The 12981-nt window shown below is 64.7% G+C and carries 10 protein-coding genes; 4 read left to right on the top strand and 6 right to left on the bottom strand.

Features of this window, described 5'->3' with window-relative positions; all coding sequences use genetic code 11:
• Window positions 1–90: 90 nt before the first annotated feature.
• A complete protein-coding gene (locus tag LOY53_RS18355) occupies window positions 91–1212 on the bottom strand; it encodes a cupin-like domain-containing protein (protein ID WP_258703110.1) in 1122 nt (373 codons plus the stop codon).
• 140 nt (window positions 1213–1352) lie between these two features.
• Here LOY53_RS18355 and LOY53_RS18350 point away from each other — a divergent pair, with 140 nt between their 5' ends.
• Window positions 1353–2315: an alpha/beta hydrolase gene (locus LOY53_RS18350; protein WP_252825207.1), complete on the top strand. Its 963-nt coding sequence runs from the start codon at window positions 1353–1355 to the stop codon at window positions 2313–2315.
• Between the two features lie 50 nt (window positions 2316–2365).
• Here the strand turns inward: LOY53_RS18350 and LOY53_RS18345 are convergent, their stop codons facing one another.
• Both LOY53_RS18345 and pvdM read right to left on the bottom strand, forming a co-directional pair.
• Window positions 2366–3649, bottom strand: a complete 1284-nt coding sequence (locus LOY53_RS18345; protein WP_258703109.1) for an aminotransferase class V-fold PLP-dependent enzyme — start codon at window positions 3647–3649, stop codon at window positions 2366–2368.
• Between the two features lie 16 nt (window positions 3650–3665).
• Window positions 3666–5012: a pyoverdine-tailoring dipeptidase-like protein PvdM gene (gene pvdM, locus LOY53_RS18340; protein WP_252825203.1), complete on the bottom strand. Its 1347-nt coding sequence runs from the start codon at window positions 5010–5012 to the stop codon at window positions 3666–3668.
• Between the two features lie 198 nt (window positions 5013–5210).
• Between pvdM and LOY53_RS18335 the strand changes: the two genes are divergently transcribed.
• Window positions 5211–6836, top strand: coding sequence for a PvdJ/PvdD/PvdP-like protein (locus LOY53_RS18335; protein WP_252825201.1), 1626 nt, complete (start codon window positions 5211–5213; stop codon window positions 6834–6836).
• Between the two features lie 190 nt (window positions 6837–7026).
• Here LOY53_RS18335 and LOY53_RS18330 read toward each other — a convergent pair whose 3' ends face one another.
• Genes LOY53_RS18330 through LOY53_RS18320 form a run of 3 tightly spaced genes read right to left on the bottom strand, consistent with a single transcriptional unit; the run spans window position 7027 to window position 11571 of the window.
• Window positions 7027–8430 carry an efflux transporter outer membrane subunit gene (locus tag LOY53_RS18330; RefSeq protein ID WP_258703108.1) on the bottom strand — a complete coding sequence of 468 codons (1404 nt, stop codon included), beginning with the start codon at window positions 8428–8430 and terminating at the stop codon, window positions 7027–7029.
• A gap of 3 nt (window positions 8431–8433) precedes the next feature.
• Window positions 8434–10398, bottom strand: a complete 1965-nt coding sequence (locus tag LOY53_RS18325; RefSeq protein WP_258703107.1) for a MacB family efflux pump subunit — start codon at window positions 10396–10398, stop codon at window positions 8434–8436.
• Entirely contained in the window at window positions 10399–11571 is a 1173-nt protein-coding gene (locus LOY53_RS18320; RefSeq protein ID WP_252825198.1) for an efflux RND transporter periplasmic adaptor subunit, read from the bottom strand. It abuts the gene before it with no gap.
• A gap of 228 nt (window positions 11572–11799) precedes the next feature.
• Here LOY53_RS18320 and LOY53_RS18315 point away from each other — a divergent pair, with 228 nt between their 5' ends.
• Together LOY53_RS18315 and LOY53_RS18310 are read left to right on the top strand one after the other, a co-directional pair.
• Window positions 11800–12276 (top strand): sigma-70 family RNA polymerase sigma factor, encoded by a 477-nt coding sequence (locus LOY53_RS18315; RefSeq protein ID WP_099454842.1) that lies wholly within the window; start codon window positions 11800–11802, stop codon window positions 12274–12276.
• A gap of 169 nt (window positions 12277–12445) precedes the next feature.
• Window positions 12446–12925, top strand: a complete 480-nt coding sequence (locus LOY53_RS18310) for a histidine kinase (protein WP_258703106.1) — start codon at window positions 12446–12448, stop codon at window positions 12923–12925.
• The last annotated feature ends 56 nt before the right edge of the window (window positions 12926–12981 follow it).

The following is a 12981-nucleotide window of genomic DNA, read 5'->3' as shown; positions in this document are numbered from 1 at the left end:
GGCGGGTTGGGTGGCCATGCGGGAGTCCTCTTGCAAGCGGTTTCTCAAAGAACGAGCCGACGCCACAGCAAATTAACCCCGCACAGGCGGCTACCAGCCGCGCCCGGAATTCACCCAGAAGTTCACCGACAACGACGTGGACACGGACTGTACCTGGTGGAACCAGCCTTCAGGCAGGAACAAGAGGTCACCGGCCTGCAGCACCACGCGCAGGAACGGCACGTCACGCGCTGCCGGGAAGCGCTGGTAGTCCGGTGCGTCGGGGTTGAAATCGCAGCCGTCCAGGCCACCCTTGGGGCTGGTCGACCAGGTGCCCAGCGCCGCACGGTGGTGGGGCGCAGCCAGGATGAACGACTTCTGCCCCCACACCTGTGCGAACAGGTTGTCGGTGTCGTCGCGGTGCAGGGGCGTCAGGGTGCCCTTGGGGCCGATCCAGATGCGTGGCGAGATGAAGCGCTGGCGCTCGAAGTAGTCCGGAAAGCGGATCAGGGTCAGGAGTTTTTCCGGGACGATGTTGTTGCCCATGTAGGCTGGCGTTTCGCCAGGCTTGGCCGGGGTGTCCAGCGAGGCGATGAAATCGGCCATGGAGGTCGAGCGGAAATCGCGGTCGGTAGAAAAGGTTTTCTTGACGTAGTCACCGTGCCGGGTAATGCCTTGCAGCTCGGCGAAATGCTCAAGTGACGCTTCGCGGCCCATGGTGAACAGCGGCCAGTCCTGCAGGGCATCGCTGAGCACCACCGGTATGCCTTGCGCCAGGTAGTCGCTTTGAAACCGTTGCAGGGGCATGTCTGCCCGGGCAATGCGCTGCACCTCGCGCTGCACCGGCAGCGCGGCCGAGACCCGCTCGCTGAGGCGTGCCGGCGTTGGGTAGCGCTGGTTCATCGCCACCTTGGTCGGTGCCGCGCCTTTGCGGGCGTTGTTGATGATTTGCGGCAGCAAGGTGGCCAGGCCCATGTTGCCGGTGATCTTCAGGCGTGCGCTGGCGAACAGCTCCTCGACGTTGGCCGTGCCGCCCATGATGCCGAGGAAGTCGCGCTCGGCCACTTCGATGGTGACATCCGGGGTGCTGTGCCGGCCTGCGCCGGTGCGGCTGGTGTCGCGCACTTCCGACCAGAAGGCCCGGTCGTGGCCGAAGACGAACTGAAACACGCCTTCGATGCCGACGGCATGGGCGTTGGCGAACAGTTTGCTGAGGATGCTCTGAAGGTCCACGGTTAGCCTCTGACGGGATTTCGTTGTGCAGGGATAACGAGTGTGTCCGCCATCGATTTAGCGTCGTTTACGGCTAATTTTCGCTGGGCCTTATACGTCCCGTAGGGACAGCAGTCATATTGTTCAAGCAAGGATCCGACATGGCATTGCACCCTGATCTGGCGGGATTTCTGGAACTGGTCGAATTTGGCCGGTTGACGGGCAGAAGCCTGCCCATGCACGCGATGGACGTGGCCCAGGCCCGGGCGGAGTTCGAGGGCAGTTCGCAAGTGCTCGACCCAAGCCCGCCCGGCAGCGTGGCGGTGAGCGAGCTGCAGGTCCCGGCGCGCGATGGCGCCAGCCTGCCAGCACGGTTGTACCGCACGGGCGACGCAGGCGATGCCTTGCAGCCGGTGATCTTCTACCTGCACGGTGGTGGTTATGTGGTGGGCAGCCTCGACTCGCATGATTCGGTGTGCCGCCGCCTGGCAGCCATGGGTGAGTTCGCGGTGCTGGCGCCGGACTACCGTTTGGCGCCGGAGCAGCAGTTTCCGGTCGCGCTGCACGATGTGCTGGATGCCGCCAACTGGCTGGCAGAGCAGGCTGGGGCGCTGGGCCTGGACAACCGCCGGGTGGTGGTGGCCGGGGACAGCGTCGGTGCCAGCCTGGCCGCTGTGCTGGCCATCACGGCTGTCGAGCAGCCTGAAGCGCTGGCGTTCAAGCCACTGGCGCAGTTGCTGTTCTACCCGGTGACAGACATTTCCTGCCAGCGCGACTCTCACCGCGAGCATGCCGAGGGCTACCTGCTGGAAACGCCTACCCTGGAGTGGTTCTACCAGCACTACGCGCCGCAGCCGGGGCAGCGTCTGGACTGGCGTGTGTCGCCCTTGCTGTCGACGGTGCGCGAGCCGTTGGCGCCGGCGTACCTGTTCGTGGCCGAGTACGATCCGTTGCATGACGAAGGGCTTGCCTACCGAGACTGGCTGGTGGCGGGGGGAACCGAGGTGACGTTTGCACGGGTCGAGGGGCTGACCCATGACTTCTTGCGCATGTCCGGGATCGTGGGGCAGGTGGGGGAGATTTATCAGGATGTGAGGGGCTGGCTGAAGAAGGTTGGGGGGTGAGTTAAGGTTGGAATCGCTGGGGCCGCTTCGCGCCCCCGCATTCTTCAAGATCAACTCACCCGCCGCCCTAGCACATCGACCAAGCGGTCGATCTCGGCCTCGGTGTTCAGCAGCCCAGGCGCGGTACGCACCACCGGCCCAGCATCACGCGACACGGCGTCGACGACAATGCGCTGGCTGTTGAGATACCCGGCCACGTCATCCGCATCCTGGCCCTTGACCCTGAAAAAGGTAAATCCAGCCGAGTACTGGGCACTGCGCGGCGTCACCAGTTCGACCGCTTCAACCGCCTCAAGACGCTGCTTGAGGTAGTCATTGAGCCCATGAATACGCGCCTGGATATTCGCCTTGCCCTGCTGCAGGTGCAGTTCAAAGGCCTTGCCCAGCGCCCAGCGGTGCTCAAAGGCGTGGTAGCCGCCTGGAGTCATGATGGTGGCGAAGTCTTCATTCTCGGAAAACGTCGCAATGGTCGGGTTCAGCTGCTTGAGCTCGATGGAGGCCGCGCAGATGATCCCGGTGCCACGTGGTCCGAACATCCACTTGTGGGTGCCGGCGATGAAGTAGTCGCAGTTCAGGTTGGCAAAGCGCATGTCCTCGACGCCAAAGCCATGCACACCGTCGATCACGTAAATAATGTGGTCCTTCTCGTCGCGCTGGCGATTGACCTCGCGCACCAGTGCGCCAATCTCGCCCACCGGCAGCTTCACACCACTGCCGGAATGGACCCAGGTCATGCCCAGTACCCGGGTCTTGGCGCTGATGGCCGCAGCCAGGGTGCCGAGTACCTGGTCGGTGCTGACCTGTGACGGGGTCTCGAACAGGCGCAAGCGGCGTACCGGCGTGCCATCGCGGGCAGTGCGGAAACTCATCGTCTGGCGCGCCGCCGAATGTTCGTGCACGGTGGTGAGAATTTCCTGCCCAGGTGCAAGCTTCAGGCCGCCATAGATCAGGCCCAGGCCTTCCGTGGTGCTGCCGGTCAGGGCGATCTGTCGTGGGTTTACCTCGAGGTAGCGACCGGCCCATTCTCGCACTGCGGCCTCGTGCTTCCACTCCGCCTGGCTGTCCCAGTCAACCCTGCGCGCCGGGTGGCGGTCGAAGCTCGCACGCAGGGCCTCGATGGCCTCGCGTACCGGCTTTGGGTGTGACGTGATCAGAAAGTTGGCGAAGTGCGCGTAGGCGGGGTCCAGGTCGAACAGGCCGCGAAAGGCGGCCCAGGCGTCGCTGCCAGCGGCTGGCAATGGCGCTGCCTGAGCGCCCGGCAGCAACTGGCTGGCCAAGGGCAGGGCGGCGGCCAGCAGGCCTGCCTGTTTGAGGAAGGTACGGCGGTCGTTCATGAAGGCGCTCGCAGGGTTATCGGGACGAAGTGGTGGCGGGTTGCGCGGCGTGCTGGACCTGCTCCCACACCCGCAGGAAGTTGCCGCCCCAGAGCTTGGCGATATCGGCCTCGGAGTACCCTCGGGTGATCAGTTCGGCGGTGACGTTGCGCGCTTCGCTTGCGTCGTGCCAGCCGTCAATGCCGCCGCCCTCATTGAAGTCCGAGCTCAGCCCCACATGGTCGATACCGACCTTGCGCACCGTGTAGTCGATGGCGTCGCCGAAGTCCTTGAGCGTGGCCGGTGGCTCTTCGTCGAGGATGCCGTACAACGCGTTGGCGTACTGGCCCACCTTCTGCTCCGGCCAACCGGCGATGACCGGGTCACCCGGCATCAGCGCGTAGTTGAGGTTGGCCAGCGGCGGCAAGTCGTAGCGGGCGCGCAGAGCGTTGAGTTTGTCCTGGGTTTTCGCGCTCAGTGGCTTTAGGTAGGTGGAGAAGGCCACCAGTTGAATCACGCCGCCGCTGTCCTTGATCAGTTGCATTTCCTTGTCGGACAGGTTGCGGGCAATGTCGACCATGGCGCGTGGCGCAGAGTGCGACGCCACCACGGGTGCGCGGCTGAGGCTGACCGCCTGGGCCAGTGCCTTGCTCGACATCTGCGACACATCGATGATCACCCCCAGGTCGTTAAGCCGCTGTACGGCGCGTTTGCCAACCGGCGAAAGGCCGTCCAAAGCATCGGCGGTGTCATTGAAGAACGGCAACGGGCGCGAAGAGTCGGCCCAGCTGTTGTTACCCACGTAGCTGAAGCCGAACATGCGCACGCCACGGGCGGCCCAGCGGTCGAGCTGGTCGATATCGTCGCCCAGGGCATAGGCATTGAGCATGCTGAGGAACACCGCGAACTTGCCTTCGCCGTGCAGGCGTCGCATGTCTTGCGGTGTGTAGGCGATACCGACCTGTTCGGGGAAGTCGCGGACCATGGCGTCGATGGCGTTGTAGCGCACGTCCTGGGTGTGGCGGGCGGCTTCGACGAAGCCTGCGGTCGGCCGGTGCGGGCCATCGTCGCCGGTCCACGATTCGGGCCAGGCGAAGATCGTCAGCGCGGCGCCAGACAGCCGCCCGCGGGCGGCCTTGGCCAGGTCGAAGCGGCCATTGCCATCCTTGTCGGCCTCGCTGCCCTCAGTGCCGAAAGTCAGCGGCAGGGTGACATGGCTGTCGAACGAGATGATGCGTTCCTGCAGGTCGTTGGCCTGGCGCACCACCTCTCTGGAGTAGCCGGCCGGTGTAGTGAAATAGTGCCAGGCGGCAAAGCCGGCACCTGCGGTCACGGCCGCGGCCAGGCTGATGAACAGGGCTTTTTTCCAGCGTGGAGTCGTCATCTTGGTCTCAGTAGGTTCACCGTCGAGGGATGGGCACAGAGGCCGCCGCTACCTGGAGTGAACGAGCCCACCCTGCGGAAATTTAGCCAGCCGTGGCGGCGCCCCTGCGTCGGCGGCGGTAAATTTCGCGGTGTGGACAACGTTCTAGCCTTGGACGGGCTGTGCTCCACGGCCGCAATGAATGCACAGGTAGTTGCAATGACGATTTCTCGACGCGGGTTCATCGCCGGTGTGGCATTGACGGGCGTGGTGGTGCCCGGTGCGTTGTATGTACAGCGCCAGCGAGCCGCCGAGGCGTTTCCGGAAACCCCCGGCGAGGCGGTCGTCGAACTGGCTGATACGCACCTGCAGCAGTTGGGTGACACCTTGCGCGGGATCTGGCGCTGGACCTTGCATGGCAAGGACTCAGGCCTGCAAGGGTTGCCTGAAGGCGAGCTGGAGTTGTTCCTGGATGTTGCGCCCAGTGGGCGGGCGTTGCGCGGCTACCTGGACACCCCCGAGCGCCTACGCAGCGATGAACAGCCGCGCTACCGCGTGGTGGGCGACCTGCTGGCAGACAAACCGGGCACCTTGCGCTGGCGCTTGTTGTCGAGCCAGCCAGGTGAAACGCAAGCCCGCTACGAATGCCATATCGTCATCGACGAGGTCTGGGGCCGCTTCGGCAATGCCGGGCCTGCAACCCTCAACGGGCGCATTGCGCCACTGGACCGAGCGTTGTCGTTGCCGGTGCAAGACAACCACTTTCTGGCACTGAAACACACCTTCCCCGAGGCGCGCGAGCGCACGCCGTTAAGCCCGCAACTGCTGGCCTGGCTGATCACTCCGGAGCACCGACTGTTCCACCAGTTGTGGCATGCCTCGCGTGACAAATGGCACAAGCTGGATAAAGACAAGCAAGCCGCTCTGCGCGGCCTGGGCTGGCAGCCGGGGCCGCGTGATCGGGAGCGTGACGCGCGCGGCCGGCACAAGGACCGCAACGGCTCGGGTGAGGATTTCTTTTTCATGCACCGGCACATGCTTGGCAGTGCCCGGGCCTTGCAGGACCTGCCTTCATGGACGCGGTTTCCGCAGCCTCAGCCGGAGCTCGAGCGCGACCGTGCCGGGTTCGCACGCTATTGGGACAACCATGACGGCAACGCCTTGCCGCCCACTTGGTTGGCGAGTGGTGATGCGGATTACACCCAGTGGGTACGCGACATCAAGAACCCGGATACCTACTATGGCAATTTCCAGGTATGGGAGTCGCGTTACAGCGACCCGGACTACCTGAGCACACTGACCCTGGGCCAATTCGGTTCAGAGGTGGAGCTGGGCCTGCATGACTGGCTGCACATGCGCTGGGCCTCGGTGCCGCGTGACCCGGCCAACGGCATGCCAGTGCCGACGGCGCGCACGCCTGACGACTTTGCAGCGCGTTGGTTTGCGGCCGAAAACGACTTTCTGGGTGACCCGTTTTCATCCCATGTGAACCCGGTGTTCTGGCACTTTCATGGCTGGATCGATGACCGCATCGAGGACTGGTTCCGCGCCCATGAGCGGGTTCACCCTGGCGAAGTGCGGCGCCTGGAAATCAATGGCGTGCCTTGGTTTGCGCCGGGGCGCTGGGTCGAAGTGGCGGACCCTTGGCTAGGGCCTGACACCCATGGGTGCTCGACGGTGCCGGGCTTGCGGCCGGGGCGCAGCGTCGAGATGGACCCAGAGACGATGAAGCTGGCTTTGCGCATCATCTACAGCGATGAAGACCTGTTCGGCAAGTTACGGCCGAAGGTGCCCCAGCGGCCTTGGTATGCGCGCAATCTGAAGGTGGCGCAGCGGTCGCTTTGATCGTGATGGTGGGGCCTGGGGTGTAGGGCGAGGGATTTTCGGTGGGTTTTAGATCGAGCGCCGCCCAAGGGCCGAGCGCCAATAGCCCAGGACTAATTGGCCCGAAACAGATGTAGGAGCAGCCTTGTGCTGCGAAGCGCCGCGCGGGCGGCGCTCGATCTTAAACCCGCAGCAAATCCATCGCCCTACACTACCGCTCAACCTTCCACCCACCCCCCAACGCCTTGTACAGCGCCACACTCCCTTGCAGCCGTGCCAAGCGTAGCTGCGCCTGCTGATCCTGGGCCAGGTACAGGGTGCGCTGGGTTTCAAGCACGCTGAGCAGGGTCTCGGCGCCCGCGCCATAGCGCTGTTGGGCCAGCTCGAAAGCCAGGCGCGCCTCCTGTACCTCCTCGTCCTGCCACCGGCGCTGGCGGTCGACGCCGTGAATGGCATTGAGCGCTTTCTCGACATCGGCGAAACCGGCCAGGATGCTGCCCCGGTAAGTCTCCAGCAATTCAGCTTGCTGGGCCTCGGCCAGATCGCGAGAAGCGCGCAGCCGGCCGTTATTGAAGATCGGCGCGACCAGCCCGGCGCTGAGGGTATAAAAAGAGCTGTCGAGCACATGAGCAAAGGTATTGGCGCCACTGCCCAGGTTGGCCCCCAGTGTCAGCTTGGGCAGCATCGCCGCCCTGGCCACCTGCACGTTGGCGCTGGCCGCCGCCAGCCGTGCTTCGGCGGCGGCGATGTCGGGGCGACGGGCCAGCAGTTCGCTGGGGACGCCGCTGCCAATGGACGGCCACTGCAGCGCATCGAATGCTTCACGGCTGGGCGGCAGGGCCTGGACCGGGTCGCCGAGCAGCGTCGCCAAGGTGACCCGGCTGTCTTGCCACTGCTGCTCGAGTAACGGCACTTGCCGTTCCTGGGCGGCCACCAGGCTGCGCTGCTGGGCCAGTTCCAGGCGTGTGGCCGAGCCGATGCGCTGGCGGGCTTCGACCAGGCCCAGCACGTCACGGGCATTGCGCAGGTTGAGCCGGGCGATGTTAAGTTGCGCTTCCAGGGCCAGGCCTTGCAGGTAGCTGTCGGCAACGGCGCTGACCAAGGTCAGCTCGACTGTCTGCCGGTCGAAGCGGCTGGCATCAAGGCTGCGCAAGGCGCTGGCCCGTGCTGCGCGCAGGCCACCCCAGAAATCAATCTCGTAACTGGCGCTGAGTTTCAGGTCGAACGAGGTGCTGGTGCGTTCGCTGCTGCTGACGTCCAGTTGGTCGTTGCCTTCACCCTTCAACAGCCGCTGGCGGCTGCCATCCAGACCCAGGTTCAGTTCGGGCAGCAATGGCGCGCCAGCGATGACCGCCTGGGCCTGGGCCTGGCGCACACGCGCCGTGGCGGCCGCGAGGTCATAGGCGTTGAGCCGGGCGCGCTCGACCAGGCGGTCCAGCTCGCTGCTGGCAAACGCTCGCCACCACTGTGCTTGCGGCAGCTGGGTGGAGGGCGGCGCGGCCTCACCCTGCCAGGCGTGCGGCGCGGCAATCCCACTGTCAGGCGTGGGCGGCGTGCTGCAGGCGGCGAGGCTCAGGCACAAGGTCAACAGGCTGATACGGCTTGGCAAGGTCATGGATTATTCGCTGGTAAGGGCTTTGACCGGGTCGAGTCGGGCGGCTTTGCGGGCCGGCATGAAGCCGAACACGATGCCGGTGACGACAGCGCAGGCGAACGCGCCGAATATGGCCGGCAGGGCGAAGGCTACGGCAACCTCGGCCAGCATCAGGCTGCCGCCGATGGCCAGGGCCAGGACGATGCCGGCCACGCCGCCAACCATCGACAGCATCACGGCCTCGCTGAGAAACTGCCGCAGGATGTCGCGCTGGCGCGCGCCCGTGGCCATGCGAATGCCAATTTCACGCGTACGCTCGCGCACGGTCATGAGCATGATGTTCATCACCCCGATGCCGCCCACCAACAACGAAATTGCCGCGATCGCGCCCAGCATCAGCGACAGGCTGTTCTGCGTGCGTGCCTCGGCCTGGATCAGTGCCGCGTCGTTGGTCAGCTCGAAATCCTGACGGCCCTGATGACGCTGGCGCAGCAGGTGATCGATGGCCACTTCCGCTTCGTTGACCTGGGAGGAGTCGTGCGCGGCGACGGCGATGTAGTTTGGGTCGCGCTGGCCGAACAGGCGGATAGCCGCGGCTGAGTAAGGCACCGCGATTCGCCCGTCGCTGTCCTGGTCGCCGGAGCTGGCGCCTTTACCGGCGAGAATGCCGACGACCTGGAAGGGCACATTGCCGATCAGGATGTACTGCCCCAGCGGGTCGCGCGCAGGGTCGAGCATCTTTTCCCGCACCTTCTGGCCGATCACCGCCACAGGCGCGGCACTGGCTTCGTCGGCCTCGGTGTAGAAGGTGCCCTCGACCGCCGGCCAGTTGAAGATCTCCGGGAACCAGATGTTGTTGCCGCCGACATAGAACTGTTGGCTGTTGTTGCCGTGGCGCACCATCAGTTTGTCGCCGATCACCGGCATGACGTGCTTGACCTGAGGCAGCTCGCCGATGGCCGCGACGTCGTCGAGGGTGATGGTGCCGGCCTGCTCACCCAGGGATGCCGGCTTGCCATTGAGGTAGAGCACGCTCGAGCCAAACGCCGCCATTTGCGCCATGACCTGGCGCTTGCTGCCTTCGCCGACGGCGAGCATGACCACCACCGAGGCTACCCCGATGATGATGCCGAGCAGGGTCAGGGCGGTGCGAAAACGGTTGACCCACATCACCCGCCAGGCGGCCTGCAGGGCTTCGATCAGTTCACCTTTCCAGGCCCCGCGCAGGGTGGCACCGCGGCCCAGGCGCTGGCGCAGGTCGTCGGCCTGCAGCCCTTGGCGTGTGGGGGGCGGTGGCTGCTCGGCGGCCGAATCACTGATGATCAGGCCATCGCGAATTTCAATGACCCGCTGCGCCCGCGCTGCTACTTCGCGGTCGTGGGTGATCAGGATGATTACATGGCCCTGGCTGGCCAGTTCGTCGAGCAGCGCCATGACCTCGGTGCCGCTGTGGCTGTCGAGCGCGCCGGTAGGTTCGTCGGCGAGGATGATGTGGCCACCGTTCATCAGTGCCCGGGCAATCGATACGCGCTGTTGCTGGCCGCCGGACAACTGGTGCGGGCGGTTGCCCGTGCGGCTGGCCAGGCCCAGGCGGGTGAGCAGGGCGGTGGCGCGCGCGTGCCGCTCGCTGGCGGCGATACCGGCATAGATGGCCGGCATCTCGACGTTCTCCTGGGCCGAGCCCGAGGGGATCAGGTGGTAGCCCTGGAAGACGAAGCCAAAGGCTTCACGGCGTAACCAGGCCAGTTCGTCGCTGTCCAGCTCGGCCACGTCCTTGCCCGCAAAGTGGTAGCTGCCAGCGGTTGGCCGGTCGAGGCAGCCGAGGATGTTCATCAGCGTCGATTTGCCGGAGCCGGATGCGCCGACAATGGCGACGAACTCGCCGGGGTGGATGCTCAGGCTGATGCCTTGGAGGATGTCGACCTTGGGTGTGTCGACGCCGCCGTAGGATTTACGGATGTCCATCAGTTCGATCAGGGGCGTAGTCATTCAACCTCCGCTGACGCTGGGGGCGCCGATCACCAGGCGCTCGCCTTCGCTGAGGCCGTCAAGTACCTGCACCCGCAGCCGGTCGCTCAGGCCGGTCTGGACCTGGCGCTGTTCCACTTCGCCTTTGCTGTTGAGTACCCGGGCGAGGCGCAAGCCATTGTTGTCGTCCAGTGCGGCAAGCGGCACGGTCAGCACTTGGCTGGCCTGGCCGGCGACAAAGAACACCTGCGTGGTCATCTCAGCCATCAGGGCGCCGTCCGGGTTGTCGACATCCAGCAGCACGGTGTACTGCACCACCTGGCTGCCGGTGGTGCCATTGGTGGCGCTGGTCGGGCTGCCGCCGCCCTGGCTGCTCTGGTCCAGCGGTTTGGGCGGGATCGGTAGAATCTGCCGAACCGTGCTGGTCCAGCGGCGCTTGCCGCCGGCCAAGGTGGTGAAGTAAGCGGTCATGCCGGGCTTGACCTTGCCGATGTCGGCTTCCGACACCTGGGCCCAGACGGTCATGGGCGAAAGCCTGGCGATGCGCAGGATCAGAGGGGTCTGCTGTTGGGCGTTGAGGGTCTGGCCTTCTCGGGCATCGACCGCGACCACGGTGCCGTCCATGGGCGCATAGATACGCGTGTAGCCCAGTTCTGCCTCGTCACTGCGCAGGTTAGCCTGGGCCTGTCGAATCTGCGCCTGGAACATGTCGATGCGGGCCTGAGTTACCTTGAGCTGGGCATGGGCCGTCTGCACGTCTTCGTCACGGGTCGCACCGGCGGCAGCCAGGTCACGCTGGCGCTTGAGCTGCTGTTGGGCCAGTTGAAACTGTGCACGTTGCTCGGCCAGTTGCGCCTTGAGGTTGTCGATCGAGTAACGCCCGGCATCGAGCCTGGCTTGCTGGGTGGACGGGTCGATCTCGACCAGCAGTTGGCCTTTGCGTACCTGGTCACCGGCTTCAACGTGCAGCTTGTGGATCTGCCCGGAAGCCTGTGCGCCTACGTCGACGTAGCGCCGCGGCTGCAGGGTGCCCAGGGCGGTCACGCTGCTTTCGATATCGGCACGGGTGACGGCGACCGTGCTGATCGGCTGCGCGCCAAAGGGCAGGGTCTTCCAGGCCAGCAAACTGCCCAGGCTCAGCAGGGCCAAGGCACTGAGCAGTAGCCGACGGCGGGGGTGGGGTAAACGTCGCATGCAGACTTCCAGCCAGGAGTGAAGGCTACGCGCAGCGCAAAAGCGGCGCGCACTGAGGTGCCAAATAGACGAAGGCTAGCGGGCGGGATTTAGCGTACAGGGCAGGAGGAAGTCGTGTTGCTGAGAATAATTATAATTTGTAAGATCGCACGTTGACATCACTTCGGTCCTGCACAGCTTTGGGAAATGGCTTTCAGAAAAAGCAGCAGGGCCCTCTCAGGTAACGTCGTGGAACATTACTATCGCGAACTGGTGGGCTTCCTTTCCGCGCGCCTGGGCAGTCGTCAGGCGGCCGAAGATGTTGCGCACGATGCGTATCTGCGGGTGCTGGAGCGCACCGATGCGGAACGGATCGAGCACCCGCGTGCCTTTCTGTACCGCACGGCGCTCAACCTGGTGGTCGACCGCCACCGGCGGCATCAGGTTCGCCAGGCCGAGCCACTGGAGGTGCTCGACAGCGACGAGCGCTGGCACAGCCCGGCGCCCGCCCACGACATGCAGCTCGATCAGCGCCTGGCGCTGATGCAGCGCGCCCTGGATGAACTGGGCAAGGTCTGCCGCGACTGCTTTCTGATGCGCAAGCTCGATGGCCTGTCGCATCAGCAGATTGCCGAGCACCTGGGGGTGTCCCGCAGTGTGGTGGAAAAGCACATCGTCAATGCCATGAAGCACTGCCGAGTGCGCATGCGCGAGTGGGAATCCTGAAAGTCTGGTGAAAGAGGAATGAAAATTCCGTCAAGCATCGACTTGATTTCTGCGGGTTTCCCGACAACTATCTAGGTAGACCCCAGCCAGGCAAAGCTTTGGCGATTGCCGTTACTGGCGCAGTATGGTCAGGGAGTGTCCCTTATTACCTAACTGCCCAGGTCCGAACATGGCAAACAAGACCCTGCGCATCCTCATCGCCGACGAGCACCCCAGCCAGCGCTTGCAGCTGGAGAAGTTGCTCAATGGCCTGGGCTATTACCGAATTGCGCCCGTGGACAGCTTCGAGGAGCTGCAACGCCTGGTGCAATCTGCCTTGCAGCCTTTTCATCTGTTGCTTGGCAACATCGAACTGGCCAGCCACGTCGGCGTCGATCTGGCGCGCTTCTGCCGGGTCAGTACGCAAATCCAGCACGCCCTGCTTTACCACTCCCAGCAGTTGCAAGTGCCTTCGGTACCGCAAACCGAGCGCCAGTCCGTCAGCGTGAGCCTGCCGCAAGCGCCCGATAACGAGGCACTGGAATCGTTCATGGCGATCATCGATACGCCGCTTTTGGTCGGCAAGCTTCCTCTGCCAGCTGCCGTGCCCGCCAGCGCGCTGCGCCCGCGCCCGCGGGTGAACTTCGCGCACACGGTCTTCAGCCGCTAGCGCCGATGTGGGCGGGGCAAGGGGGCAGCTATTTGCTATCCTCTTGCCCTTTGCCG

It is taken from the genome of Pseudomonas sp. B21-031 (assembly GCF_024748985.1).
Taxonomy (GTDB): domain Bacteria; phylum Pseudomonadota; class Gammaproteobacteria; order Pseudomonadales; family Pseudomonadaceae; genus Aquipseudomonas; species Aquipseudomonas kermanshahensis.
Note: the sequence above shows the minus strand (reverse complement) of the source record. Positions and strands in the feature narration are given on the sequence as shown.